Annotated in this window: 26 protein-coding genes; 23 read left to right on the forward strand and 3 right to left on the reverse strand. The window is 46.7% G+C overall.

The annotated features are described in order from the left end of the window. Nucleotides 1–164 precede the first annotated feature (164 nt). Nucleotides 165–1,241, reverse strand: coding sequence for an inositol-3-phosphate synthase (locus MWG26_RS04925; protein ID WP_025654952.1), 1,077 nt, complete (start codon nt 1,239–1,241; stop codon nt 165–167). A 508-nt stretch (nt 1,242–1,749) separates the two neighbouring features. On the opposite strand from MWG26_RS04925, the gene MWG26_RS04930 reads away from it, so the two are divergent. The 18 genes from MWG26_RS04930 (at nt 1,750) to MWG26_RS05015 (ending at nt 20,670) form a co-directional block, all read left to right on the forward strand. Further along, complete coding sequence (locus MWG26_RS04930) at nt 1,750–2,673, forward strand: carbohydrate kinase family protein (RefSeq protein WP_025654953.1); 924 nt, start codon at nt 1,750–1,752, stop codon at nt 2,671–2,673. A gap of 1 nt (nt 2,674) precedes the next feature. Then, a complete protein-coding gene (locus tag MWG26_RS04935) occupies nt 2,675–3,706 on the forward strand; it encodes a LacI family DNA-binding transcriptional regulator (RefSeq protein WP_025654954.1) in 1,032 nt (343 codons plus the stop codon). 1,122 nt (nt 3,707–4,828) lie between these two features. Continuing rightward, nucleotides 4,829–5,905 carry an inositol-3-phosphate synthase gene (locus MWG26_RS04940; protein WP_025654955.1) on the forward strand — a complete coding sequence of 359 codons (1,077 nt, stop codon included), beginning with the start codon at nt 4,829–4,831 and terminating at the stop codon, nt 5,903–5,905. Between the two features lie 29 nt (nt 5,906–5,934). Further along, entirely contained in the window at nt 5,935–6,642 is a 708-nt protein-coding gene (locus MWG26_RS04945) for a carbohydrate kinase family protein (protein WP_244062701.1), read from the forward strand. A gap of 96 nt (nt 6,643–6,738) precedes the next feature. Continuing rightward, the gene (locus MWG26_RS04950; protein ID WP_000195429.1) at nt 6,739–7,911 is read left to right on the forward strand and encodes an IS256-like element IS256 family transposase; all 1,173 of its coding nucleotides are present in this window, start codon (nt 6,739–6,741) and stop codon (nt 7,909–7,911) included. An 84-nt stretch (nt 7,912–7,995) separates the two neighbouring features. Next, nucleotides 7,996–8,190: a PfkB family carbohydrate kinase gene (locus MWG26_RS04955; protein WP_276519066.1), complete on the forward strand. Its 195-nt coding sequence runs from the start codon at nt 7,996–7,998 to the stop codon at nt 8,188–8,190. A gap of 107 nt (nt 8,191–8,297) precedes the next feature. Beyond that, nucleotides 8,298–8,927 (forward strand): KpsF/GutQ family sugar-phosphate isomerase, encoded by a 630-nt coding sequence (locus MWG26_RS04960; protein ID WP_025654957.1) that lies wholly within the window; start codon nt 8,298–8,300, stop codon nt 8,925–8,927. Between the two features lie 116 nt (nt 8,928–9,043). Continuing rightward, entirely contained in the window at nt 9,044–9,721 is a 678-nt protein-coding gene (locus MWG26_RS04965; protein ID WP_025654958.1) for an HAD family hydrolase, read from the forward strand. Between the two features lie 250 nt (nt 9,722–9,971). Beyond that, entirely contained in the window at nt 9,972–11,054 is a 1,083-nt protein-coding gene (locus MWG26_RS04970; protein ID WP_025654959.1) for a substrate-binding domain-containing protein, read from the forward strand. A gap of 68 nt (nt 11,055–11,122) precedes the next feature. After that, nucleotides 11,123–12,637 carry a sugar ABC transporter ATP-binding protein gene (locus MWG26_RS04975; protein ID WP_240285636.1) on the forward strand — a complete coding sequence of 505 codons (1,515 nt, stop codon included), beginning with the start codon at nt 11,123–11,125 and terminating at the stop codon, nt 12,635–12,637. Between the two features lie 26 nt (nt 12,638–12,663). After that, on the forward strand, nt 12,664–13,611 hold the full coding sequence (locus tag MWG26_RS04980) for an ABC transporter permease (RefSeq protein ID WP_025654961.1): 948 nt from the start codon (nt 12,664–12,666) through the stop codon (nt 13,609–13,611). A 22-nt stretch (nt 13,612–13,633) separates the two neighbouring features. Next, complete coding sequence (gene rpiB / locus MWG26_RS04985) at nt 13,634–14,074, forward strand: ribose 5-phosphate isomerase B (RefSeq protein ID WP_025654962.1); 441 nt, start codon at nt 13,634–13,636, stop codon at nt 14,072–14,074. Between the two features lie 14 nt (nt 14,075–14,088). Further along, complete coding sequence (gene fba / locus MWG26_RS04990; RefSeq protein ID WP_025654963.1) at nt 14,089–15,024, forward strand: class II fructose-1,6-bisphosphate aldolase; 936 nt, start codon at nt 14,089–14,091, stop codon at nt 15,022–15,024. Nucleotides 15,025–15,268: 244 nt separating this feature from the next. Next, nucleotides 15,269–15,733, forward strand: a complete 465-nt coding sequence (locus MWG26_RS04995) for a VOC family protein (protein ID WP_025654964.1) — start codon at nt 15,269–15,271, stop codon at nt 15,731–15,733. A gap of 11 nt (nt 15,734–15,744) precedes the next feature. Further along, complete coding sequence (locus MWG26_RS05000) at nt 15,745–17,253, forward strand: phosphohexomutase domain-containing protein (RefSeq protein WP_117441323.1); 1,509 nt, start codon at nt 15,745–15,747, stop codon at nt 17,251–17,253. Between the two features lie 5 nt (nt 17,254–17,258). Further along, nucleotides 17,259–18,164 carry an AraC family transcriptional regulator gene (locus tag MWG26_RS05005; protein WP_025654966.1) on the forward strand — a complete coding sequence of 302 codons (906 nt, stop codon included), beginning with the start codon at nt 17,259–17,261 and terminating at the stop codon, nt 18,162–18,164. Nucleotides 18,165–18,361: 197 nt separating this feature from the next. Beyond that, nucleotides 18,362–19,537, forward strand: a complete 1,176-nt coding sequence (locus MWG26_RS05010; RefSeq protein ID WP_025654967.1) for a Gfo/Idh/MocA family protein — start codon at nt 18,362–18,364, stop codon at nt 19,535–19,537. Nucleotides 19,538–19,584: 47 nt separating this feature from the next. Continuing rightward, nucleotides 19,585–20,670, forward strand: a complete 1,086-nt coding sequence (locus tag MWG26_RS05015; protein ID WP_025654968.1) for a substrate-binding domain-containing protein — start codon at nt 19,585–19,587, stop codon at nt 20,668–20,670. 102 nt (nt 20,671–20,772) lie between these two features. Here MWG26_RS05015 and MWG26_RS05020 read toward each other — a convergent pair whose 3' ends face one another. Continuing rightward, nucleotides 20,773–21,096: a winged helix-turn-helix transcriptional regulator gene (locus MWG26_RS05020; RefSeq protein ID WP_025654969.1), complete on the reverse strand. Its 324-nt coding sequence runs from the start codon at nt 21,094–21,096 to the stop codon at nt 20,773–20,775. 439 nt (nt 21,097–21,535) lie between these two features. Here MWG26_RS05020 and MWG26_RS05025 point away from each other — a divergent pair, with 439 nt between their 5' ends. From MWG26_RS05025 to MWG26_RS05045, 5 genes are all read left to right on the forward strand, one after another. Further along, nucleotides 21,536–22,144 (forward strand): 4Fe-4S binding protein, encoded by a 609-nt coding sequence (locus MWG26_RS05025; protein ID WP_025654970.1) that lies wholly within the window; start codon nt 21,536–21,538, stop codon nt 22,142–22,144. A gap of 105 nt (nt 22,145–22,249) precedes the next feature. Further along, the gene (locus MWG26_RS05030) at nt 22,250–22,906 is read left to right on the forward strand and encodes an ABC transporter permease (protein WP_244062703.1); all 657 of its coding nucleotides are present in this window, start codon (nt 22,250–22,252) and stop codon (nt 22,904–22,906) included. Between the two features lie 20 nt (nt 22,907–22,926). Next, nucleotides 22,927–23,850 carry a glycine betaine ABC transporter substrate-binding protein gene (locus tag MWG26_RS05035; protein ID WP_181969613.1) on the forward strand — a complete coding sequence of 308 codons (924 nt, stop codon included), beginning with the start codon at nt 22,927–22,929 and terminating at the stop codon, nt 23,848–23,850. 24 nt (nt 23,851–23,874) lie between these two features. Then, nucleotides 23,875–24,642: an ABC transporter ATP-binding protein gene (locus tag MWG26_RS05040; protein ID WP_025654973.1), complete on the forward strand. Its 768-nt coding sequence runs from the start codon at nt 23,875–23,877 to the stop codon at nt 24,640–24,642. Continuing rightward, on the forward strand, nt 24,639–25,256 hold the full coding sequence (locus tag MWG26_RS05045; RefSeq protein ID WP_025654974.1) for an ABC transporter permease: 618 nt from the start codon (nt 24,639–24,641) through the stop codon (nt 25,254–25,256). The genes MWG26_RS05040 and MWG26_RS05045 overlap by 4 nt, the downstream gene beginning before the upstream one ends. Nucleotides 25,257–25,329: 73 nt before the next feature. On the opposite strand, the gene MWG26_RS05050 is transcribed toward MWG26_RS05045, so the two are convergent. Further along, nucleotides 25,330–25,920 carry a TetR family transcriptional regulator gene (locus MWG26_RS05050; RefSeq protein WP_117441325.1) on the reverse strand — a complete coding sequence of 197 codons (591 nt, stop codon included), beginning with the start codon at nt 25,918–25,920 and terminating at the stop codon, nt 25,330–25,332. Nucleotides 25,921–25,936: the final 16 nt, after the last annotated feature.

A 25,936-nucleotide genomic window follows, 5' to 3' on the forward strand; every position in this document is an offset into this window, starting at 1 on the left:
TGAACTGTTGCAATCTTGCAATTTTGCAGCATGATTTGGTCGGATACCTGGCAGCGGCTGCTAGCGGGCTGCCGGATATCTGACCCTGCACCAGGTTCCATATGTGATACAATACCCATATGGTTCACTGACTGCAGAATTCTAAAGTGAAGGAGTCAATATGTCTATTTACCAGCGATAAAGTCTTCCAGCATTGCGCGGCACTGGTCGTCCGGATGCTGTACCGGTGGGTGTTTCATAAAGTAGGAGCTTGGCTCTTCGATTGCGCCTGCCATCCCTCTGTCTTTTGCGAGCATGCAGCATCTAACGGCGTCAACGCTGATTCCACCGGAGTTCGGGCTGTCGATAACATCCAGTTTCAAGTTCAGGCTTACAGGCGCTCCGCCAAACTTCTGTCCTTCGATGCAGATAATTGCGGTCTTCTGATCTCCCTGGTTGTCAACAAAAGCGAATCCGGGAGCAATCGGCACATCATGTTTCAGAATACTTGCAATCGCGTCATGCTTTGTGACATGTTTTGTCTCACCGCGCATAACCAGGTTGATAAAGTCTGTATTTCCAGCGTAGTTGAGCTGATAAGACTTTGTAATCTTAATTCCTCTGTCCTCAAACAGTTTTGCAAGCGCTCTATGTACGATGGTTGCGCCTAACTGGCTCTTCCAGTCGTCACCGATAACCGGGATGCCAGCCTTTTTGCATTTATCAGCGATGGCTGGTGTGCTGGCGATCAGTTCCGGAATTCCGTTGACAACGCCGCATCCTGCTTCACATGCTGCATCCACGTAAAATCTTGCTGCATCGTGGGAACCTGTAGGAAGGTTGATAAGAATGACATCAACTTTGTAATCTTTGAGTGCCTGAACTACGTCTACCGGCTCTTGAGAGTCATCAATTGTAAAGTAGTCTTTGCCATAGTAATGCTGCAGATGATCCGGTGCTCCGTCCAGGACTGGTCCTTTTAATACCGGCGCCCCGAGTTTCGGAACATCGCAGATCTTGTATGTACAGTTTGGCCATTCCAGAATTGCTTCGCTGACATCCTTGCCAACTTTCTTGGAATCAATATCAAAACCCACAACAACTTCGATATCGGAAGGAACATATCCCCCCAGGTTATAATGCATAAGTCCGCCGGCTTCTTCTGCAATCTCCGGTGTCTTATAGAACTCGATTCCCTGAACGAGAGAGCATGCGCAGTTACCTACTCCGACGAGTGCCAATCTGATTTTTTTCTCTGCCATAGTTTTTTCCTCCTGAGATAATTTGGATTATTATGTATTTGATGCTGGAGCAAATGTTAAAGTTAACGTTTAAGTAATCGGACAAAAAAATTTTTATGCTGTCCTCAGTATGAAAATGTGAAAAGATAAACAAAATGATAGTTAACGTTAACTGTATCATTTGATCTGCTTCATGACCCCATTCTAAATCCAAAAAATAAAAAAGTCAATTGGCATATATGCACAAAAAGTTTATAGAAAATTAGTCAATATTCTCAAAAAGCCTAATACTGAATGAAAAAACGGCTGAAGGAGCAGAAAAAAGCGGATTTTTTTGTATAAAATGTTGGACAATGTTTGAATAGTAAGCTATACTAAAAATTAAGAAAATACAGTTACTGTACCGATAACTTAAATGTTACTTATTATTTTAGTTTATTTCGTTATAGAAAGGCTGTACATAGAAAAATCTCTGCTGTTAAGGAGTGATACTAACTGCCGCCAGCAGACTGAACGGAGGGGATACTCAGTGAAAAATGAAAAGGTAGATATTGTCACCATAGGCAATATTGTAAAAGAGACAATTTTTCTGACGGATAAGATAGTGGGGCCGGTTCTTGGAAGCCCCTGTGCATATACAAGCCTGGCTCTTGCGAAAGCCGGAAAGAGTACGGGGATTGTGACCTATTGCGGCGAGGAGATGCAGAAGATAATAGAAAGAGAACTGCGCATGGTGGATACAACGGGATGCATTCCCTATATGTATACGACAGAGAATCATTTGATTTATCAGGAAGATGCGAAAAACAGGGTAGAGTATTTTAAAGTAGCTCCTGTGATCAGTTATGAAGTAATACCGGAGACATATCTGGATGCCTCTACATTTTTCATCTGTCCCATGGATTATGAAGTGGATATTGAGATATGCCAGAGGCTGAATGCGGCTGGAAAGCGCATTATCGTGGATCTGGGCGGATACGGCGGAACCACCTCCTACAATCATTTTCCGGTAGGAACATACCGGGGAAGAAAACTGGTGGATGATTTATGTGCAAATGCATTTATTATAAAAGCCAGCCAGGATGACCTGCGTTATCTGATGCCGGATCAAAGTGTGGAAGACTGCCTGGAGTATCTGACTGCCAGAGGCCCCCAATATGCCGTTGTTACCATGGGAGAACAGGGTGCGGCATTCCAGGGGGCAGGCGGAAAAGTACTGTTTTCGGACAGTTACCCTACGATGGAAGGAAAGGAAAAAAACCTGACGGGAGCCGGAGATGCATTTTCGGCAGGTTTAATGGCGGCTTTAGATGAAAAACCCGATGATATAGCTTATGCAGTAGAGTATGCCAATAGTATGGCATCACTGATTCTGGAAGAAAACGGCGGATGCGTGGAGAGCAGGATGCCGGTTGAAAGAATGGTCAAGCTGCGGATGGAGGGAAAATTATAGTATGAAAAAAGTAACAAGATTGAAGGATTTGGCAGAGGGGCTTGGTGTAAGTATTACGACGGTATCTAAGGCGCTGAATGACCATCCGGATATATCCGCTAAGAGGAAAAAAGAGATTCTGGACTATGCAAGAGAAGTAAACTATGTGCCGAATCAGGTTGCCCGAAGTTTCCGCCAGCAGCGGACCAACATGGTTGGTATTATTATCAGTGATAACGCCAACCCATTCTACGCAAGGGTGATCCGGGGTATCGAGGAGACGTTATCGGCCCACGGCTATCATTGCGTCGTGATGAACAGCCATGAGGATGTGGATAAGGAGATTCAGCTGGTAGACGAGCTGAGGGGTCTTAACGTGGCAGGTGTAATCCTGACACCGGCGGCGGGAAATAAAAAGAGCTGTGAATTACTGCGGAAATATGATATCCCCTATGTTCTGGTGAACCGTTACCTGGAAAAAGACGAGGACACCTATGTGGTTCTGGATGATTATCAGGCCGCATATATGACAGCAAAGCATCTCTGCAGCTACGGCAATGAAAAGATTTTTTTCCTGAATTTCCTGCCCAGTGTCTCTTCCGCGCAGAACAGGCTGGAGGGCTACAAGAAGGCGCTCGAAGACTGCGGCATCCCGTATGAGCCGAACATGGTCGTATCCGGCTGCACGGATCAGGCGGACGGATACGAGAGCATGAAGCGCATATTGGAGCGCAATAAACCCCCGCTGTCCGTGATGTGTTACAGCGATTATATCGCAATAGGCGCGATCTGTGCAATCCAGGAGAGGGGATTCAACCTGCCCCATGATATCGCACTTAGCGGCAATGACGACATCGGAATACTGTCCTTTGTAAAACCCCGTCTGACAACCATCGGCTCGCCCAAACTAAGAATGGGCATTGAGAGCGCCAGGCTGCTGATAGAATTAATGGATGCAAGGGCAAAGATGGAGGATGAAGAGGAGGAGACAGAACCGGAAGAGAAAAAGCATGTAGTAATGAAACCAGAACTAATACTGCGGGAGACCTCCTAAAAATTGGGATTTAGTCGGCAAGCTTTAGACTTGTCGACGGACGGGGACGCTTCATGACAGGGAGGCCAGGGAGGCGCTGGGGCTGTATATGCCGTTGCGATATGCACCCGTGCTGCTAAGTGCTTCTAGAACAGCCGATGCCGGATAGACGGGTACGCTGAACACATCACGGGAAATCTGATGATTTCCCGCGCTGGGTTCAGCAAAAACTTGATTTGGAGATCAAGTTTTTTCCCGCCTATCCGGCATCGGCTGTTCAAGAATCACTAAGCGCACTCCAGCATATCGCAACGGCATATACAGCCCCAGTGCCTCCCCGGCCTCCCTGTCATAAAGCTGGCTCATCCAATCGGCAGGAAAGCTCGCCAACCGGGTGGGATCTCGGACCAGGGCAGCGGATGTGGATTGGCTATGCGTATCTTTTCATCTTCAAGATGTGTATTGAATTATTTTGATACTGGAACCGTATCCCATTGCTTATGTACACCTGCTGGGGACATAAAATTCCCGCCAATTCAATACCATACGCTGCCCCCGTTTGAGGCCCCACCTTAGGAACGAGTCCTTTTCCTGCCGGTTGGATGCGCCAGCTCCATGAAGGGATAGCTGAAAACCTCCCGGAGAACATCCATGTCCTTTCAAAAACGCTCAAAGCGGATCTTAGAAATTCTTGGTGGGAAACAGCCCGGAAAATGGAGAGATTTTTGGATTCCGAATCCAAAAATCAGCTGACCCAGCGCGAGAAATCATCGGATTTCTCGTGATGTGTCAGTGGTGCTCCATTTTCAGGGCTGTTTCCCGCCTAGAATTTCTTAGGTCCGCGGCCGCGTTTTTGAAAGGACATGGATGTTCTCCGGGAGGTTTTCGGCTATCCCTTTATGGAGCGCCCCCATCCGTGCCGAGACTAAAGCTCGTCACTAAATCCCGATTTGGTAGTTTTGGATAAATTGTGGGGGATGTCTTTGTTGAAAAGTGACAATTGACATTTAGTATTTTTACGGGTACAATTTGAAGCAGATAAGAAGTTAACGTTAAAGTAAACGTTTTATTTTTTATGGTTTAACTTTAACGTTAACTTTATCGGTTGCTTAAATTTAACATTACATTTAGGAGGAAAAGACTATGGCAGGGAAAAAGATCAGACTGGCGCTTGTGGGAGTGGGGAACTGTGCATGTTCTCTTGTTCAGGGAATTGAGTTCTATAAGACTCCGGAGATTGCGGAAGAGGCCGGCGGGCTTATGCATTATAACCTGGGGGGATATGTTCCTTCCGATATCGAAGTTGTTGTAGGATTTGATATTGATTCCAAAAAGGTTGGCAGGGATGTCAGCGAAGCAATTCTGGAATGGCCGAACTGTACATACAAGATCTGCGATGTTCCGAAACTTGGGGCACCGGTATTAAAAGGGCCAGTCCTGGACGGAGCGCCGGATCATCTGCGGCACTATTACGGCAAGGACTACTTTACAATCGATGATGCCCAGGAGCCGGTAGATGTTGTGAAAGCTTTGAAAGATTACAAAGTTGATGTGATACTTATCAATCTTCCGACAGGTTCCCACGATGCGGCAAGATTTTACGTAAACGCGGCTTGTGAAGCAGGATGCGGCGTTGTCAACGGAATCCCGGAACTGATTGCCAGCACACCGGAGATTGCTGACAAGTGTAAGAAAGCCGGTATTCCGGTGATTGGAGATGACTGGAAGAGCCAGTTAGGAGCAACCATCGTACACAGAGCGCTAGCAAAATTGTTCGAGGACAGAGGAATCAAGATCACAAAGTCCTATCAGCTCAATTATGCGGGTAATACAGACTTTATTAACCTGGTTATGCGTGGTGAGACAAAACATGTCACAAAGCATGATGCGATTGCAAGTATTCTGAAGCATGACGTGCCGATTGCTCCCGGATTTGCTTTTGTCGACAACCAGGGTGACCAGAAGACCGCGATTATCTGTATCGAAGGACAGAAGTTTGGCGGGGCTCCTGTAAGCCTGAACCTGAAACTGGACGTGATTGACAGCCCGAACTCCGGCGGGATCAGTGTTGATGCCGTAAGATGCTGCATGCTGGCAAAAGACAGGGGAATGGCAGGTGCAATCGAAGAGCCAAGCTCCTACTTTATGAAACACCCACCGGTACAGCATCCGGACGACCAGTGCCGTGCGATGCTGGAAGAATTTATCGATGGTAAATAAATTAAACTGACAGATAGGCGGGAAGAAAAATGGAAAATAATTTAGATATCGTTGTAATTGGCACAATTATCAAAGAAACCATACAGTTCCCAAACAGGACCATTGGTCCTGTCCTGGGAAGCCCGGCTGCATATTCAAGCCTTGTTATGGCGGCTCAGGGAAGAAATGTTGGAATTGTCACTTATTATGGCAATGATATGGAGGACATTATTTCAGAAATAGATGTTCTGGACAAAAGAGGCATTCTGCCATATGAATATACGACAACAAACCTGCTGGTGTACAGAAATGACGGCACCAAATATGTAGAGTATCAGAAGGCGGCGCCGAATATCGGATTTGGAGATATTCATAAGGACTATCTGGAGGCGGATTATTTTAAAATCTGTCCGATGAACTATGAAGTTGAGCTGGATCTTGTAAAAAAACTCTATGAGAGAAATAAAACAGTCTTTGTAGACCTGGGAGGATACGGAGGCGCAACGAGTGACATCCGTCACTCTGTAGAAGAGACGTATGGGAGAATGGTGATTGACACCTTATGTAAAAACAGTACCATTATCAAGGCAAGCGAGGAGGACCTGCAGTCTATCATACCGGGAAGAACAGCGGAGGAGGCGGTCAGGTATCTGGCAGACGCGGGGGCTTCAAATGTAGTGGTAACGCTTGGCGGCAACGGTGTAATGTTTAAAGAAGGCAAAAAAGAGATCGTCCATATTAAACCGTTTTCTGGATAAAGTCCGTATAATTGTGTAAAAGTAAAAAGGCCATATAACAGTCCTTTTACGGTACAATGTTTTTAACGACAAAAACATACCCAGGAGGACTTTTACATGACCCAAGTACATTTTACACTGAAAAGCGAAGAGATTCAAAGCATTATTGAATATTCTGTAAAGGATGACGTTTCTAAAAATATTTTAACAACGGTATTTAATCAACTAATGGAAAATCAACGAACAGAATATATTCAAGCAAAAGAATATGAACGAACAGAAAACCGACAAAGTCAACGAAATGGCTATTATGAGCGCAGCTTTACGACACGTGTAGGCACGCTAGAATTAAAAGTACCCAGAACACGTGATGGCCATTTTTCACCCACAGTGTTTGAACGTTATCAACGAAACGAAAAAGCCCTCATGGCTTCAATGTTGGAAATGTATGTATCAGGCGTTTCAACTCGTAAAGTATCAAAAATTGTGGAAGAACTTTGTGGTAAATCCGTCTCTAAGTCCTTCGTTTCTAGCTTAACAGAACAGCTAGAACCTATGGTTAACGAGTGGCAGAATCGTTTATTATCAGAAAAAAATTATCCTTACTTAATGACCGATGTACTCTATATAAAAGTACGAGAAGAAAATCGAGTACTCTCAAAAAGCTGTCATATAGCGATTGGAATAACCAAAGATGGCGACCGTGAAATTATCGGCTTCATGATTCAAAGTGGCGAAAGCGAAGAGACCTGGACAACATTTTTTGAATACCTAAAAGAACGCGGTTTACAAGGTACGGAACTCGTTATTTCTGATGCGCACAAAGGATTAGTCTCTGCCATTAGAAAATCCTTCACCAACGTAAGTTGGCAAAGATGCCAAGTTCACTTCCTAAGAAATATCTTTACCACCATTCCTAAAAAAAATTCAAAATCTTTCAGAGAAGCTGTTAAAGGAATTTTTAAGTTCACAGATATTAACTTAGCGCGTGAGGCTAAAAATCGATTGATTCATGATTATATCGATCAACCAAAATATTCAAAAGCTTGCGCATCATTGGATGATGGATTCGAAGACGCCTTTCAATATACCGTACAAGGAAATTCCCACAATCGACTAAAGAGTACCAATCTAATTGAACGACTGAATCAAGAAGTACGCAGAAGAGAAAAGATTATTCGCATCTTCCCCAATCAAACATCAGCCAATCGCTTAATTGGAGCCGTTCTTATGGACCTACATGATGAATGGATTTATTCTTCAAGAAAATACATCAATTTTGATAAGTAGAAATGGTAAAAACATTGTATAGCATTTTACACAGGAGTCTGGACTTGACTGTTTTCTGCGAAGAGCGAAGTAGAAGACGGAAGCCTGGATTTTACCGGTGCAGGCGACTCATTCGGCGCAGGATTTATGGCATCTTATGTAAAGGAACAGGATATGTATAAGGCTGCACTTAACGGAAATGCGACGGCATCCCTGGTAATACAGCGGTCTGGCGGCTGTACATACGGACGCATGCCGTCAAAGGAGAAAGTACAGTTGCGCATCGCGACAGGCGCTTAAAGGGCAGTGACATATTAGTTAGGAAAACACGAATACAAACAAAAGGGGTCAGACCCCGATTGCAAAGGGGTCAGACCCCTCTGCACAGAAAGCAGGAGGATTATGCAATGAAGAATTATACAGATGCGGAACTAGTAAGTAAAGCAAAAGAAAAAATATTGGCCGAAGCAGAGGCTTTAAAGGCAGTTTCTGCTGAGGTGGACGAAGCCTATGCCAAGACGATTAAAGCAATTCTGGAGTGCAAAGGCCGGGTGATTATTACGGGACTCGGTAAGACGGGCCATATCGGGAAGAAGATCGCAGCATCATTTGCGAGCCTGGGCGTGCCGGCTTTTTTCGTGCATAGCTGCGAATCCCTGCACGGGGATATGGGGATGATAACGAAAGACGATGTAGTGATTATGATATCGAACAGCGGAAAATCACAGGAGATCCTGAATATGCTTCCGCCGCTGAAGATCATAGGGGCTAAGACAGTATCTATTACAAAGGATAAACAGTCTCCTCTGGCACAGCAGACTGACATCGCAATACTGGTAGATGCGGGAAAGGAAGTAGACCATATGGGGCTCGCTCCGACTTCGAGTTCAACAGCGGCATTGGCGGCCGGAGATGCGCTTGCTACCGTAGTCTCTGAGATTAAGGAATTTAAGCGGGAGAATTTTGCGCTCAGCCATCCGGGCGGTGCATTGGGCCAGCAGCTGATCAGGGAATATCATGAGAAAATAGGGAAGTAATATAATACACCGGGCTCGTCAGGAAAACCTGATTCAAAAAATGATCCTTTGGCATTTGATCGGGCCAGAGGGTCGTTTTTGTTTAAAAGCGCAGTGGTTAAGGAGGCTGAATGGCAATGAAAAAAGCAGTAATATTTGATATGGACGGACTGATGATTGACAGTGAAAGACTGACCTGGGAAGGGTATCAGAAAGAGTGCCGCAGCAGGGGGTATGAGATGACGCTGGATTTTTACATGCTCATGCTGGGACACCCCATGGCAGCGGTGAGAAAGATGATGCGGGAACATTTCGGGGATTCATTTCCCATGGAAGAGATTATACACTGCGTCCATGACAGGATGGAATTTCTGTTTTCGGCGGAGGGGGTTCCGAAGAAGCCTGGCCTGATGGAGATTTTACGCTTTACAAAGGAGAACAGGTATCTGACGATGGTGGCGACATCCAGTGACAGGGCAAGGGTGGAACGTATCCTGCGCTATGCGGAGATAGAGGCGTATTTTGATGACATCATCTGCGGCGATGAGGTGGTACATGGCAAACCTAGCCCGGATATTTTCCTGAATGGCTGCAATAAGCTGGGGGTACGCCCGGAGGAAGCTTATGTAATCGAGGATTCTGAGATGGGAATACTGGCGGCACACAGGGCAGGGATTGCTGTGATCTGTGTCCCGGACATGAAACAGCCGGAGGAAAAATACAGAAATATGGCTCTCTGCGTGGTTCCTTCGCTATCCGAGGCGAAAGCCGTGCTGGAGTCAGGGGGGCCGCTTATGAACTACCCTGCTGATTAAGAGGCAAAGGGGAAAATCAGCAGCCGCAGTGCGGAGAATTCCAATTTGTTTTGAGTTCTTTCTAATTGGAAAAAATAGATAAATTTATAATCAGCTATTTGTGGAAATATGACAATTGACTTTTTTCGACTTTGCGCGTAAAATTTAGGTTAGAGAACAAGTTAACGTTAAAGTAAACGTTATATTTTTTTAAAGGAAAACTTTAACGTTAACTTTATCGATGCGAAACAGACATGAAGGAGGAAATAAGATGATGAATATGAAAAAGGTTTTAACATTAGTATTGGCAGGCTGCATGGTGTTCGGATTAGCGGGATGTGAGAAAGAAAAAGCTACATCTGCTGCAGACAATGCAGATAACGAAAGTGGCAAATCAGATGCAGAGATCACGATAGGATATTCTTTCCCTGGTTCCAATAATGAATTCTGGGGTACCAATGCTTTAAACTCTGCGAAGCAGGCTGCAGAAGCACTGGGATTCAAGCTGATTGCAGATGATTGTAATTATGATCAGGCGGAACAGGTATCGGATGTCGACAGTATGATATCTTCCGGTATCGATGCTCTTGTTTTGGCGCCCCAGGACGCCTCTGTATGTGCAGGGATCACAGCAGCATGCAAAGCGGCGGATATCCCGGTAGTCATCATAGACAGATGGCCGGGAGACGACCTGAAGGCCGGCGAAGATTATGTATGCTTTATCGGGCCGGATGACGAACAGGCCGGATATGACATCGCAATGTCACTAATTGACTCCGGATGCAAAAACCTACTCGGCGTTGGCGGTGTTCAGGGAACATCCGTTGGTGAAGGCAGGAAAGCCGGACTTGACAAGGCGCTGAAAGAGAACCCGGACGTGAAACTTTTACAGTATGAATATGCAGGTGACACATGGGATGACGGAGATAAAGCGTTCCGGAACCTGTATCAGGCACACCCGGAAGTGGACGGAGTATGGTGCTTTAACGATTCCATGGCTCTCGCGTCCGTAAACATACTGAAAGAAGAAGGAAAGCTGGATACGGTCAAAGTCGGCGGCATGGATCTGCTCAGCAATTCGGTGGAGTCCATGGAAGCCAAAGAGCTTTGGTTCTCAACAGGCGGACATTATATGGAAGCTGGATTTGGTGCAGTTGTAGCCTATGATGTTGCGAAGGGCGTGGAGTATAACGGCCCGGCCAAGGTCCAGATGAGCCTGCTGTGTGTGGATCAGAACAATGTGGGAGACTTTAAAGAACAATTTCTTGATAAAGAACAGTCCTATGACTGGGCAGGAGCCAGCAGGGCAGAGGATCCCGATGCAGAATATAACTTCAATCTGATACTCGAGTAACAGCGGATCATTTCTCCTCCGGTATTGGGCCGGAGGACGATATTTCTAAAATGGAAGGAGGAAAAACATTGGCTGAAAAAAGAAATGCGGTTGTTCTGCGCGGGCTCAAGAAGTATTTCCCAGGGACAAAGGCACTGGATTGGGGCGCTGATGATGCGATTGAGATCAAAGAGGGCGAGATTCACGGTCTGGTAGGTGAGAATGGCGCAGGCAAATCAACGACCTTTCAGATCCTGATGGGGATATATGATAAGACGGACGGTGAGATGGAGCTTTTTGGAAAACCATACAAGCCAAGAAACGTACATGATGCGGAAGAGGCAGGCGTAGCAATCATAATGCAGCAGCCCAATTTTGCCAATAACCTGACGGTTGCCGAAAATATATTTTTGGGACAGGATAAAAGGTTTACAAATAAAGCCGGCCTGATCGACTGGAAAAAACAGTTTGCAGCCGCAGGAGAGATCCTGCACAGATTTAAATATGACCACATTAAGCCTACGGATTTATTATCGGATCTGGGATTTGAGGAGACAAAACAAGTTGAGATCGCCCGTGCACTGTCAACGAATCCAAAGGTACTGCTTGTGGATGAGACTTCGGCAGCCATTTCCAAAAGTTCCGTAGAAAATCTGTATCAGCTGCTTCGGGAGCAGCGGGACAAAGGATGCGCGATTATATACATATCCCATTTTATAGAAGAAGTGTATGACCTCTGCGACAGGGTCAGCATTCTGAGGGACGGGAAACTGATCACAAAGATGGAGGTCAACGAAACGGTCTCTCCGGACATGATTATACAGAATATGGTTGGCCGTGACGTCTCGGATGCGGTTTACAGAAGCGATGACAGCAGTTCTATAGGGGACGTCATGCTGGAGACTAAGGAATTGACGAGAACGGGTGAATTTGAAGATATCAGTATACAGATCCATGCCGGAGAGATCGTAGGGATCGCGGGCATCGGCGGATGCGGTTCGGAAAGCTTTGGCAAGGCACTGTTTGGATACGACCAGGTGGACAGGGGCGTGATTCTTTTTAAGGGCCAGCCGGTGAAAATCAATTCTCCTCTGGAAGCGATGAGAAATGGCATTGGCTATATACCAAAGGACCGGGATAAAGAAGGCCTGTTTCTGATATACGATTCTACTATGAATATTTCTTCTGGCAACATGAAAAATGTCAGCAGGCGCGCGATTATCAACCATAAAAAAGAAAAAAAGATTGCGGTAGACTCTATAAAGAGATTCCTGATCAAGACGCCGTCGGAGGCGACACCCGTATCTGACCTGAGCGGAGGCAACAGGCAGAAGGTAGCTATTTCCAAGTGGGTTGTAAATGAATCGGAGTTTCTGATCGTGAACTCGCCGACAAGAGGTGTTGATGTGGGCGCTAAGTATGAGATATATAAAATCCTGGAGGATCTGAAGAATCAGGGCAAGGGAATCCTGCTGATATCGGATGAGCTTCCGGAGCTGATCGGAATGAGTGACCGGGTGTACTGTTTCAGGCGGGGGAAAGTGTCCGGAGAATTCTCGAGAGATACTTTTACAGAAGAACGGCTGGCAGTACAGATGGTCTGATCCTATAAAGAAAGGAATATTGAAAAATGGAAAATAAAAATGTAGTAGTTAGCTTTATTAAAAAGAATATTTCCTTGGCAGCGTTTGTGATTTTATTTATTCTCTTTTCATTTACGACAGCCGGCAAGTTTTTGAAAATCAACAATCTTTTGAGCGTATTGACCTCCTCCACAGACCTGTTGATCTGTGCGCTGGGCGGAACATTTATTATCCTGATGGGAAGCATCGACCTTTCCGTAGGTTCCATGATCAGTCTCTGCGGTGTTATTGTGGCGAAGATCTACCTGTCGACAAACAGCCTGATTGCGGCACTTCTTGCTACGATAGCAGTGTCACTTGTGTGCTATCTCTTCATGGGTGTGATACACGTGCAGCTGAAGGTCCCCACATTCATTGTAACTCTGGGTATGCTCTCCATTGCCAGGGCGCTTGTTACGATGATCAGCGGCGGTTCCATCACAATGGTGGATTACAATGGGGCCATCAAGCAGGTATTTGGCCTGAGGCCCTGGATACTGATTATTGCAATTGCAGCGTTTGCAGTTGTATTTCTGATCGAACGTTTCACGCTTTTCGGGCGCTACACCAGACTGGTAGGCGGGGAAGAAAATGTAGCCAGATTAAGTGGAATTAATGTAAAGAAACAGAAGGTACTGGTATTTTTATTTGCAGGAGTTCTGACAGCGCTCGGTGGTATTGTAATGGCGGCACGTATTGGTTCCGGCTCTCCCTCTGTTGGAGTTGGTTATGAGCTGGATGTCATCACGGCAGTCGTACTCGGCGGCACATCACAGACCGGAGGTGTCGGCGGGGTAAGAGGCACACTGATCGGTGTATTGACGATCGGGATACTCGCCAATGGCCTGGTACTCTGGGGAATGCCGTCAGAAGTACAGCTGCTGATCAAGGGTCTGGTTGTAATCTTTGCTGTTGCGGTATCGACCGAGAGAAAACCGAATATGATCGTCAGATAGTGAGAGACTGGAGGAAGAAAAAATGATAGCTTTAGGCAGTGACCATGGCGGTTTTGCACTAAAAGAAGAAATCAAAGCATATCTGGCGGAGCAGGGCATCGAGGTCCGGGATTTTGGAAGCTTCAGCCCCCAGGCCGTGGATTACGCGGATATTGCGTATCCGCTGGCAAAAGCGGTAGCGGCAGGAGAATGCGGGAAGGGAATTCTGTGCTGCGGTACAGGGATCGGAATCTCCATAGCAGCCAACAAGGTAAAGGGAATCCGCGCAGCCTGCTGCTCTGACTGCTTCAGTGCAAAGCTGACAAGACAGCACAATGACGCCAACATCCTCTGTATGGGGGGCCGTGTTGTGGGCGCGGGACTTGCGCTCATGATGACCGACCTGTTTCTGAACACGGAATTTGAAGGCGGAAGGCATCAAACGCGGATTGATAAAATAGCGGAGATTGAAAGGAAACAGTAGAAGGAGGAAGCATCATGGCATTGGTAACAACAGCGGAAATGTTCAAAAAGGCATATGCCGGCGGCTATGCAGTCGGGGCATTTAATGTGAATAACATGGAGATTATACAGGGCATTACAGAGGCAGCCCAGGAGGAACAGTCACCGGTTATTCTGCAGGTATCGGCTGGGGCAAGGAAATATGCAAAGCATATTTACCTTATGAAGCTGGTGGAAGCCGCGGTACTGGATGTGGACATCCCGATTGCGCTTCATCTGGATCACGGGGAGGATTTTGAGATATGTAAATCCTGTATTGACGGGGGATTTACCTCCGTTATGATTGACGGATCAAAACACAGTTTCGAGGATAATATAGCGCTGACTAAAAAGGTCGTGGAATATGCACACAGTAAGGGCGTTGTTGTAGAGGGCGAGCTGGGAAAGCTGGCAGGGATAGAGGACGATGTGAATGTAAAGGCAGAAGACGCATCTTACACAAATCCCGATGAAGTAGAAGAATTTGTGTCCAGGACCGGTGTCGATTCTCTGGCGATTGCAATCGGAACAAGCCACGGGGCTTTTAAGTTTAAGCCGGGACAAAAACCACAGCTTCGGTTTGATATCCTGGCAGAGATTGAAAAACGGCTTCCGGATTACCCCATCGTGCTGCATGGCTCTTCATCCGTAAACCAGGAATATGTAGATATGATACGCAGATACCATGGAGTATTGGATGACGCCATCGGAATACCCGAGGAGATGCTCAGGCAGGCAGCGAAATCGGCGGTATGTAAAATCAACATAGATTCCGATGTACGCCTGGCTATGACAGCGGCAGTAAGGAAAGACATCATGGAGAACCCGTCCCATTTTGACCCCAGGCAGTATCTGCGTCCGGGCAGGGACAACGTAAAGGAACTTGTAAAACATAAAATACAGTGTGTGTTAGGCTCATCAGGAAAAGCCTGATTCGGATACGCGGTATCCGGGATAACAACTCTCCGGCTTTGTAAGGGCCGGAGAGTTGTTTTATATAATAGGAAAGTGCCTGGCACTTTCCTATTATATAAAACCCTCCGGGGGATGCACACCCTGTAATGGGGGATATAGCCGCAAGGCGGCATCGCGGCGGCGCCAAAGTGTGCAGGCCCCTTATGAGTGGGGGGGGGAACGTTGAAGTGGGCTTGTCCACTCTATTTTACAGGAGGATCGCATGGAAGAACAAATGACGCGTGGGAAAGACTGCCAACCAGAGTCTGGAAGCTCTGAGAAGAATAGAAAGACTGCACTGGAATTTCACCATATATGCCTGCTTGCGCCGGACTATGAGGAAGCGGTAAGGTTTTACGTAGATTATATGGGATTTGACCTGTACAGAGAGTCGTTTTCCAGTAATAAAAATGCAAGAAAGCTGGAACTGTACAGCGGTGGAAGGTATATTGCCGAACTGTTTATAAAAGAAGGATCTGCAGGCACAGACGGGCAGACAGATGCAGATTTACCTGTACCGGGATTCAACCATCTTTCTTTTCTGACGGAAGATGTGGAACTGATGCTGGAGAAGATGTCGGAAAACGGAGTGCCTGTAACGGAAGTAAAAATAGATCGGTTAACCGGAAAGAAGTACGGTTTTTGCTGGGATCCCATGGGGATAAAAATAGAATTTTATGAAAGGTAGGGTTCGAAAAAATGGAGACATGGAAAGAGGCTTATTTAAAGCTGCAGAATGGAAGCGATGTACGTGGAGTTGCGTTGGAAAGCGCTGTGGGAGAGGAGGTGAACCTGACCGAGAATATCGTGCGCGATATTGCCATGGCATTTGCCGAATATCTGATGGATAAGAAAGAGGACGGAGTCCTGAGAGTTGGTGTGGGGCATGATTCCAGGCTGTCTGCGCAGGAATTAAAAAGAGGGGTCATCAACGGGCTGGGACGAAGAGGATGCCGTGTATATGACTGCGGGCTGACCTCTACCCCCTCCATGTTTATGTCTACGGTATTGGAAGGGTTTGAGTATGACGGGGCCGTTATGATCACGGCGAGCCATCTGCCGCCCAACCGGAACGGCCTTAAATTCTTTACCAGAGACGGGGGGCTGGAAAGCAGTGATATCAAGGCTGTGCTGGAGCGGGCGGCGCTCATATCGAGAATGAATTATGAGACGGAATATCACAGAGCAGAGGACGCGGATCTGACAGGCGCATATACGGAATATCTGAGAAATCTTATTTGTAAGGAAGTAAATGCCGGCGATTATGATCACCCGCTGGAAGGCCTGCATATTGTGATCGACGCATCCAACGGGGTGAGTGGTTATTTTAAAAACGTACTGGAACCGCTGGGAGCCTCGACAAGGGGCAGCATCTGCATGAATCCTGACGGGACTTTTCCGGTACATGTGCCCAATCCGGAAAATGAAAAGGCCATGGAAGTGTTAAAGAGAGCGGTGCTGGCTGCAAAAGCGGACCTTGGCGTTATATTTGACACAGACGGAGATCGGGCAGCCTTCGTATTTGCGGATGGAGAAGAAGTAAATAAAGACGGGGTCATTGCTCTTATGGCCGCAGCACTGTCTGAGAAATACCCCCATACAACGGTGGTGACGGATTCCGTAACCTCAGACTGTCTGACGGAATTCCTGGAGAACCGGCTGAAAATGAAACATCACAGATTCAAGCGGGGATATAAGAACGTAATCAATGAAGCCATACGTTTAAACCAGGAGGGGATAGAAACCCATCTTGCAATCGAGACTTCCGGGCACGGTGCGGTTAAGGAAAATTACTTTCTGGATGACGGGGCTTATATGAGCGTGGTTATCATCAGCCGTCTGGCCGTCTGCCTGCGGGAGGGACGGAGACTGGAGGATCTGACGGCGGAGCTTAAAAAACCGGCGGAGAGCAGGGAAGTGCGTCTGCGGATACTGGCTCCGGATTATAAAGAATATGGAAGAAAGATTCTGGAGGACTTCCGTATTTTTGCGGAGCAGGAAGAGAAATTCCACATTGCAGAACCGAACTACGAGGGCATACGCATCAATTTCCAGGATGATGAAGTGAAGGGATGGATGCTGATCAGGATGTCGCTTCATGACCCGATCCTCCCGCTGAATTTCGAGGCCGACAGAGAGGGAGGCGTGGATGTAATGGCAGAAAGGCTCAAGCCTTTTCTGGAGAGGTATACCGAATTAAGGGGCTGAGATTTGTGCAGATTACAAAAATAGTAACCGACGAGACTCTGAAGGAGCTGAGAGCACACGGGACGGAAAAATTTCCTTTCCAGTACAATCGGGAGGAAATGCAGCAGTTTGATGAAGAAAAGATAGAATGGCACTGGCACCGGGAATTTGAATTTGTAAAAGTCATGTATGGTTCGGTCTTCTGCCTGATCGGAAATCAGCAGATCCAGCTGGAAGCGGGGGAAGGGTTATTCATCAATGCAAGGGTAGTTCACAGTATAGAAAACTGTAAGGACGGGGCCATTGCCAATATCTTATTTTCCTCGGATCTGATTGCGGCGGAAACGTCGGTCATATATGAAAACTGCATCAGGGATTTTATCGAATCCGAATGTTCCCATATTGTTCTTCGGGATGCTTCGGCCTGGCAGGAGAAAATACTTAAGAAGCTGGAGGAAATCTTTGAAATATGCAGCCATGCATCGTTTTGCGAGCTGGATATGCACATCAGAGTCTGTAACCTATGGCTGCTGTTCTGCGGACACCGGGAGGAACTGGTAAAAATGGAGAAGCTGGGAATTTCACTGAGATCCCAGTCCCGTCTGCGTAAAATGATGAGATACATAGAAGCAAATTATTCACAAAAGCTATATCTTGAAGACATTGCCCAGGCTGCAAATATCAGTAAAAGCGAGGCGATACGCTGTTTTCAAATGGGAATGCAGATATCGCCGGTAGAATATCTTAACCAGTACCGCCTCTGTCAGGCAAGGTTTGAACTGGAGACAACGGAGGATTCCATTCTACATATAGCAGTTGCCGCAGGCTTTGATAACAGCAGTTATTTCACCAGAATTTTTAAAAAGACTTATGGGATTACGCCCAGGGAGCTTCGGAAAAAAAAGGAGGACGCAGACAACAGCGGATACTGAACGAAATTGGGCATATTGTGCTAATATATGGATCGATTTTATGGGAATTTGGATAAAAATAACAGTATAATGGAGCTAAGCTTAAGGTTAAGGGAAAAGTTGACAAGCATCCGGAGGGATTACTCTTTTTTTTAAGCAAAACATACAACGTTAACTTGAACTTTAACTGCCATATTACAAATAAGGAGGTAACAATTATGAGACAAATTGGAGTTGGTATTGTAGGAGCCGGTTCCATCGCTGAGATTGGACACTGCCCGTCAATTGCGGCACTTCCAAATGCAAAGCTGGCAGCACTGTGCGACACGAATACCGGGATACTGGAATCAATGGCAAAGAAGTGGGAACCTGAAAAAACTTATACTGATTATGGCCAGATGCTCGAAGACAAGAATGTAGAAGTTGTAATCGTAGGTACGCCGAACCGCTTCCATGCACAGCAGGCGATTGACGCCATGAGAGCGAAGAAACATGTCATTGTTGAGAAGCCGTTTGCCTGCACACACAATGAGGCGTGGAAGATGGTGGAAGTATCCAAAAAAGAAGGCGTCTTTCTTATGGCGGGTACGAATCAGCGCTTCTGGGAGCAGAACAGGATTGCCAGACAGCTGATGGACGAGGGCTTTATCGGGAAACCGATGATGGGCCGTTCTTCACTGCATGAGGGCTGGAACCTTTATCACGAACAGCTGTCTTACACTCCGTTCCGTTCCGACCCGAAGCTGGCAGGAGCCGGCGCTTTATTCGATCTGGGGGCACACAGAGCCGACCTTCTGATGTTCCTGATGGGAAGCAGGCCGAAACGCGTAATGGGTATTATAAAAAGACTGGGAACCCCGGAAGAGTACACACAGCTGGACGACTCCTTCTGGATTACCATCGAATTTGAAAACGGAGCAACCGGCGTGATCAGCGGTGACAGGTATTCACCATGTGTATCCAATATTTCTGAAGTATATGGAACCGAGGGAACCATTTTTACGGGGTCTGAGGCAACCAATCCATATCAGACGGCTCCCCTTGCAGTCTATACAAGCAAAGACTTTAAGCAGAGTGAGCTTCCGGAGATTGTGAAAGAGTATCGCTATCCGCAGTTATTCTGGTCAGAAGATATTATGCAGCCTGACGGAAACGTTCCAAAGCGCTGGGTGCCGATTTATCCGAAGCGGGGGTGGGCTTACAAATCCATGCTTGAGCACTTCCTTGACTGCATAGAAAAGGATGTGCCGCCGTCATTGACACCGGAGGACAGCGCAATTGTCACGGATGTGCTTGTCGGGGCTTATAAGTCCATGGAGACGAATGCATGGGTGGATCTGCCGCTTACGGAGGAATATATTGTGCCTCACTATGATGCACCGGTCATCAAGTAGTTGGAAGACATTTGTGTAATGTAAACCGAGAATCGGGAGGAAAAAATATGAAAAAGGTAATTGCAATACTGTTAACAGGATGTATGATTTTTGGGCTGGCAGCATGCGGTACGGATAAGAAGGCAGAAGGGGAGACGAAAAAAGAGGAAACCACGGATACAGCAGAGAAGACAGAAAGTAAAGAAAAAATAACAATCGGCTATTCTTATCCAACGGCCAACAATGAGTTTTGGGGAAATGCATTAACTTATGTGAAACAGGCAGCAGACGAACTCGGCTTTAATGTTACGGCAGACGACTGCAACAACGATCAGTCAGAACAGATCAAAGATGTGGACAGCATGATTTCAGGCGGTATCGACGCTCTGGTTCTGGGGCCTCAGGATGCTTCCGTATGCGCGGGGATCTCCGCAGCATGCAAAGAAAAAGGCATTCCGCTTGTTATTATTGACCGCTGGCCGGGAGACGATCTGAAGGCAGGAGAAGACTATGTATGCTTTATCGGGCCGGATGATAAAGAGGCCGGATATCAGATTGCAATGTCACTGATTAATGGCGGCAGCAAGAAACTTCTGGGAATCGGCGGATTTCAGGGAACTTCTGTTGCTGAGGGCAGAAAAGAAGGACTGGATAAAGCACTGGAAGAGAATCCTGACGTTGAACTGCTTCAGTTTGAATATGCAGGTGAGAATTGGGATGACGGAGATAAGGCATTCCGCAATCTCTACCAGTCACATCCGGAGGTGGAAGGCGTATGGTGCTACAACGATTCCCTGGCTCTGGCTACCGTAAATGTGCTCAAGGAAGAAGGCAAGATAGATGATGTCAAAGTAGGAGGTATGGACCTCTTAAATCCCGCAATCGAATCCATGCAGGCAGGGGAACTGTGGTTCTCTACCGGAGGCCATTATCTCCAGGCAGCATTCGGTGCTGTGGTAGCTTTCGATGTTGTGAACGGCAATACATACAACGGAGAGAAAAAAGTTCAGTTGGAACTGCCGGCAGTTTCACAGGAAAACATTGCACAGTTTGAAGAAAAATTCATGTCTGGTGACGCTCCGGTAGACTGGAAGAGTGTATCCAAAGTAACCAATCCGGACGCGAAGTATGATTTTGAAATATCGATTGACTAACATATAGATTTCAAGTTGGTCGTAACATGATACAAGGAAAAAAGCAGCAGGCGGCTCTTACCAGGAGCCGCCTGCTGTCTTAATGAATTGAGCTGTTTTGATTTACAGTGTTTTTTTATAATCCGTTCCCCATGCGACCATAGCATCCAGAACCGGCTTTAAACTCAGACCCGTCTCGGTAAGGGAATATTCCACCTTGGGCGGCACCTCGGGGTACACCTTCCTGTTCACAAGGCCTGCGGCCTCCATGGCGCGGAGATGGCTTGTGAGTACCTTCTGGGTAATTCCTTCCACGGAGCGCATCAGCTCATTAAAACGTTTGGTTCCTTCCAGCAGATCTCTTATAATCAGCACTTTCCATTTATCTCCGATCAGCTGCAGGGTTATTTCCACAGGGCATTCCGGAAGTTTCTTTTCAGCATCCATAGCAGGACCTCCTATTAAAAAAATATTTAATAAATATGTTTTCCTTCTATTATAAAATAGGTTAAAATAGTAGTGATATCAACATGGCTTTATCCCGAAAGAAAATCATGATGCAGAGTATGACGCGCGTCCGCCTCATGTACGTCAAGGCGTACTTGAATAAAAAAATATATGCAAAATTTACTTTCCCCAGTTTGTGAATAGGTGTACAGTATTGAATATCCTCTATATTGTTCGGTATCACGAACAGATACGTCCTTCTTAGTATTTATTATATACTGTTAAGATGAGGAAAAGCAAGTACTGACAAAAATGTAACTTAGTATCATTTTAATACTAAAGAACTTTGAGGTGCGTACTTTACATTGTGACTCCAACCGCTTATTATGACTGTATAAAGAAACGAGGGTTGTCATATTTGGAAAGGGATGGGAAAAGCATGAATGAAAAAGCGCGAAAGTACGTCGATATGTTCCGGGAAGTAAAGGTTGCGTCAGCTGCAACCGTTGATAAAGAACGACATCCACACAGCCGGATTATCAATATTATGATAGCGTCAGATGAGGGAATGTATATTGTAACATCCAAAGGGAAACCTTTTTACGAACAGCTGATCCAAAGCGGAGAGATTGCGCTGAGCGCGATGTGTCCGGACTGCCAGTCTCTGAAGTTTACGGGCAAAGTGAAGCTGGCAGATAAGGCATGGCTCCCTAAGGTGTTTGAGGATAATCCGGGAATGAACGAGGTATATCCGGGGGATACGAGAAATATATTGGATGTTTTTCTGATCTATGAGGGATGCGGAGAATGGTTTGACCTTCTTCACCACCCGGTCAGCAGAGAATCTTTTGCCTATGGGAGAGAGGTGGAGAAAGCGGGATTTTTCATAGAGGAGACGTGTATTGGCTGCGGTGCATGTACATATGTCTGTCCCCAGAACTGCATCACAGAAGGAAGCCCGTATCGGATCGATCCGGTGCACTGCCTGCACTGCGGGGCGTGCATGGAGACGTGCCCAGCGGATGCGGTGAAGAAGCTTCACAGATAGCGAAAGGATTCATGGATAGCGTAGAACTTCATGGGCGCAGGATGTACAGGCAACATACAGGAAGAAAAGAAAGGCAGGAAGAACAACAAGATGTCCGAATTATGGATGAACATACAAGCATATTTTACCAGCCGTCTGGATGAATATCTGATCTGTCTGTGGCAGCACATCAGTATCAGCATCCTTGCGCTTCTGGCTGCCGCACTCATAGGAATCCCATGCGGTTATTTATGTATCAGATATGTAAAATGTAAAAAGTGGCTGGTTGGGATATTTCAGATACTGCGTATTATCCCCAGCCTTGCTATACTGATTCTTCTGATTCCAATCATGGGGACAGGGATAAAACCGGCGATGACAGCGCTTGTGCTGATGGCTGTGCCCCCGATTCTCATGAATACGGCGGACGGTTTTGAGGAGGTGCCGGAATTTATGCTGGAGACAGCAGCCGGTCAGGGGATGAAGGAATGGCAGATATTCTGGAAGGTGCAGGTACCGCTTGCCGTACCCTATATGCTGACGGGCACAAGGACAGCAATCATTGAGATCGTTGCCAGTGCATCAATCGCAGCGAAAATCGGAGCCGGAGGGCTGGGCGGGATCATCTTTACCGGATTGGGCCTGAACAGGACAGATCTGCTGCTGATTGGCGGCGTTTCGGTAGCGCTTCTTTCACTGACGGCAGGAATGATTTTCAGCGGGCTGGAGAAAATATTTATACCATGGCGGCTGCCTGGCAGACAAAAGAAACACAAATCTTAAAAACAAGGGAGAAAAGTATTATGAAATTGAAGGTGAAAAAAGCAGTAATCGCGGCAGTGTGCCTGGCGATGATGACATCGTTGGCAGCCTGCGGCAGCAAAGAGAACAAAAAAGCAGGAGACGAAGGAAAGAAAAAAGATGCGGTAATCCGGGTAGGATCGAAAGATTTCACCGAAGGGATGATTGTATCAGAGGTATATTCCCTGGCACTGGAAGATGCGGGGTATGAGGTGGAGCGTATATTTGACATTGCGGGATCTATTATCCATACATCTCTGATCAATGATGAGATCGATATGTATCCGGAATATACCGGAACTGCGCTTCTCTCAATACTTGGCATGGATGTGATCACAGATCCTCAGGAAGTGTATGACACTGTAAAGGAGGAGTATGAGAAGCAGTTTCAGCTTACCTGGCTTGACTACTCTCAGGCCAATGACGGACAGGGGCTGGCAATCCGTACTTCGGTTGCAGAAAAACTGGGGATTAAGACAATATCCGATCTGCAGAAGCATGCCAGTGAGCTGCGTTTTGCGTCACAGGGAGAATTTGACGAACGCGAGGACGGAATTCCGGCGCTGGAAAAAGCCTATGGAAAGATGGACTGGAAATCTTCCAAAGTATATGACAATGGCCTCAAGTATGAAGTTCTGTCAAATGATGAGGCAGACGTAACACCTGTGTATACGACAGAGGGACAGCTGGCAGATAAGGAAAAGTTTACACTTCTGGAGGATGATAAAAATGTATGGCCTCCTTATAATCTGGGGCCGGTAATCCATGATTCCGTGCTGGAGGCACATCCGGATATTGCGGATGTCCTGAACAAAATCAGTGCGGCAATGGATACAGAATCTCTGACAGCATTGAATGCCAGGGTAGATATGGACAAAGAAGAGATCGAGGATGTGGCACTGGAGTATTATGAATCTATTAAATAAGTCAGCCAGAAAGGGGCAACAGTTATGTCAGCAGCAATCACCTTCAGTAATGTAAGTAAACAGTTTCCAGGAACCAGTTATTATGCGGTGGATCAACTGTCCTTTTCCGTGGTGGAAGGGGAATTTGTGACCATCCTGGGGTCATCCGGGTGCGGTAAGACAACATTGCTGAAAATGATTAACCGGCTGTATGAGCCGGATGAAGGAAACATCTATCTGTTTGGTGAAAATACGGCAGAAATAGATGTTGTTCAGCTGAGGCGTGGAATTGGGTATGTCATACAGCAGACGGGGCTGTTTCCTCATATGACAATAGCAGATAATGTTGCGACTGTTCCGAAACTTTTAAAGTGGGATAAGGAGCGGATACAAAAACGTGTCAGGGAACTTCTGGAGCTTGTTAAGCTGGACCCGGATGAGTTCCAGGGACGCTACCCCTCCCAGCTGTCCGGCGGGCAGCAGCAGAGGGTCGGGCTGGCGAGGGCGCTGGCAGTGGAGCCGGAGGTCATGCTGCTGGACGAGCCCTTCGGCGCCGTTGATGCCATTACGCGCACCGGCCTGCAGGAAGAACTGCTTGGCCTGCACCGGGGACTGGGCAAGACCTTTCTGCTGGTAACCCACGATATCCATGAAGCGTTTAAACTGGGAACAAGAGTCATGATTATGAACGAAGGTAAAATCAGCCAGTTCGATCAGCCTCAAAACATCATCGCGAACCCTGCTGACGATTTCACTGCAGCACTGATCCGATCCGCAAAGGAGCAGGAGAAAATGTGGGAGGGATACATATGAGCAAATTGACGGTGTATCTGGCCAGACATTATGATGATCTTTTGGAGGCTTTACTGGAACACCTGCAGATTACTGCGGTCACGCTGCTGTTTTCCCTGCTTATTGCCTCTGCGCTGACGATACTTGCCATATACTCAAAAAAAACCGGTGAGATTCTGGTTCACATCTTTTCCGTACTGTATTCCGTGCCGAGCCTCGCCATGTTTGCATTTTTGATCCCGGTTACAGGACTGGGAAAGACAACGGCAGTGATCGTTCTTGTAGTGTATAACCAATATCTGCTTCTGCGGAACTTTATTTCCGGACTTTACGGTGTCGAACCGGCTGTGGTTGAAGCCGCTGAGGGTCTGGGAATGCGGCGTATGCAGGTGCTGTGTCAGATCCGGATCCCGCTGGCAAAAAGGGCGCTTTTTACCGGGATTCAGCTGGCAGTGGTTTCCACGATTGGTATTGCTACGATTGCCGCAATGATCAATGCGGGCGGCCTTGGCACCATACTGTTTGACGGGCTGCGGACGTTGAATGTCTATAAGATCGTCATAGGCAGTATTCTTTCCGCGGGGCTGGCTGTGGGGATAAATGCTTTGTTTAAGGTGGCGGAGAAGAGGATGTAAAATCTAACCGGGAATCCGGAAACGGCCGTTCTGACCTGATCGGTTTAAAGTGAAATAAAAGTGGGCTTCCGGTTTAGATTGAATCGGTGGTCAAAATATCGGATTCCAGAATTCGGGTAAGCAGTTCCCGGGCTTCTTCAATATTTTTCTCCCTGGAGATATTTTCCGCATGCCCTTCGTTAATAAAACCTACAATGCCATAGCATAAGAATCCTGCGATTTTCTTCGGGGAATACCGGAGGCTGAGGACCCGGCTTTCTTTATTTGTGTGCGTTTCTACGGTTTCCAGTACATAGTTGTAAAAGGCAAATGCCAGATAGGGGTTCTCATCCGGGATGGTATGGCGGAAAAAGTTATGGTTCTTGTAGTATAGCTTCATAATGCTGTCCAATACATTGCAGTAGCTGATGACCGGACTGGCTGAAGGGTTGTTGGCCGCCTGCATTTCTTCATAAACAGCGGTTCCCTCCCGGATCATATCCTGGAAAATATCGTCAACCAGGGCGTACTTATCGCTGTAGTGGGTATAAAAGGTGATCCGGCTTGTGTCCGCCCGGCTGCACAGCTCTGTGATGGACACCTGCTCAAAGGGCATGTCTGACAGCATGGAAATAAGGGTGGTTTTCAGATTCTTTTTGGTTTTTCTGATTCGTCTGTCTTCCATAATAATTTACAATTTC

This window comes from Faecalicatena contorta (assembly GCF_022835095.1).
Classification (GTDB): domain Bacteria; phylum Bacillota; class Clostridia; order Lachnospirales; family Lachnospiraceae; genus Faecalicatena; species Faecalicatena contorta.

Excerpts from the sequence above, each read along its gene's own strand:
- MWG26_RS04925 (WP_025654952.1), bottom strand. The coding sequence starts at position 1,241 with ATGGCAGAGAAAAAAATCAGATTGGCACTCGTCGGAGTAGGTAACTGC.
- MWG26_RS04935 (WP_025654954.1), top strand. The coding sequence starts at position 2,675 with ATGAAAAAAGTAACAAGATTGAAGGATTTGGCAGAGGGGCTTGGTGTA.
- MWG26_RS04940 (WP_025654955.1), top strand. The coding sequence starts at position 4,829 with ATGGCAGGGAAAAAGATCAGACTGGCGCTTGTGGGAGTGGGGAACTGT.
- MWG26_RS04945 (WP_244062701.1), top strand. The coding sequence starts at position 5,935 with ATGGAAAATAATTTAGATATCGTTGTAATTGGCACAATTATCAAAGAA.
- MWG26_RS04950 (WP_000195429.1), top strand. The coding sequence starts at position 6,739 with ATGACCCAAGTACATTTTACACTGAAAAGCGAAGAGATTCAAAGCATT.
- MWG26_RS04960 (WP_025654957.1), top strand. The coding sequence starts at position 8,298 with ATGAAGAATTATACAGATGCGGAACTAGTAAGTAAAGCAAAAGAAAAA.
- MWG26_RS04965 (WP_025654958.1), top strand. The coding sequence starts at position 9,044 with ATGAAAAAAGCAGTAATATTTGATATGGACGGACTGATGATTGACAGT.
- MWG26_RS04970 (WP_025654959.1), top strand. The coding sequence starts at position 9,972 with ATGATGAATATGAAAAAGGTTTTAACATTAGTATTGGCAGGCTGCATG.
- MWG26_RS04980 (WP_025654961.1), top strand. The coding sequence starts at position 12,664 with ATGGAAAATAAAAATGTAGTAGTTAGCTTTATTAAAAAGAATATTTCC.
- rpiB (WP_025654962.1), top strand. The coding sequence starts at position 13,634 with ATGATAGCTTTAGGCAGTGACCATGGCGGTTTTGCACTAAAAGAAGAA.
- fba (WP_025654963.1), top strand. The coding sequence starts at position 14,089 with ATGGCATTGGTAACAACAGCGGAAATGTTCAAAAAGGCATATGCCGGC.
- MWG26_RS04995 (WP_025654964.1), top strand. The coding sequence starts at position 15,269 with ATGGAAGAACAAATGACGCGTGGGAAAGACTGCCAACCAGAGTCTGGA.
- MWG26_RS05000 (WP_117441323.1), top strand. The coding sequence starts at position 15,745 with ATGGAGACATGGAAAGAGGCTTATTTAAAGCTGCAGAATGGAAGCGAT.
- MWG26_RS05010 (WP_025654967.1), top strand. The coding sequence starts at position 18,362 with ATGAGACAAATTGGAGTTGGTATTGTAGGAGCCGGTTCCATCGCTGAG.
- MWG26_RS05015 (WP_025654968.1), top strand. The coding sequence starts at position 19,585 with ATGAAAAAGGTAATTGCAATACTGTTAACAGGATGTATGATTTTTGGG.
- MWG26_RS05020 (WP_025654969.1), bottom strand. The coding sequence starts at position 21,096 with ATGGATGCTGAAAAGAAACTTCCGGAATGCCCTGTGGAAATAACCCTG.
- MWG26_RS05025 (WP_025654970.1), top strand. The coding sequence starts at position 21,536 with ATGAATGAAAAAGCGCGAAAGTACGTCGATATGTTCCGGGAAGTAAAG.
- MWG26_RS05030 (WP_244062703.1), top strand. The coding sequence starts at position 22,250 with ATGAACATACAAGCATATTTTACCAGCCGTCTGGATGAATATCTGATC.
- MWG26_RS05035 (WP_181969613.1), top strand. The coding sequence starts at position 22,927 with ATGAAATTGAAGGTGAAAAAAGCAGTAATCGCGGCAGTGTGCCTGGCG.
- MWG26_RS05040 (WP_025654973.1), top strand. The coding sequence starts at position 23,875 with ATGTCAGCAGCAATCACCTTCAGTAATGTAAGTAAACAGTTTCCAGGA.
- MWG26_RS05045 (WP_025654974.1), top strand. The coding sequence starts at position 24,639 with ATGAGCAAATTGACGGTGTATCTGGCCAGACATTATGATGATCTTTTG.
- MWG26_RS05050 (WP_117441325.1), bottom strand. The coding sequence starts at position 25,920 with ATGGAAGACAGACGAATCAGAAAAACCAAAAAGAATCTGAAAACCACC.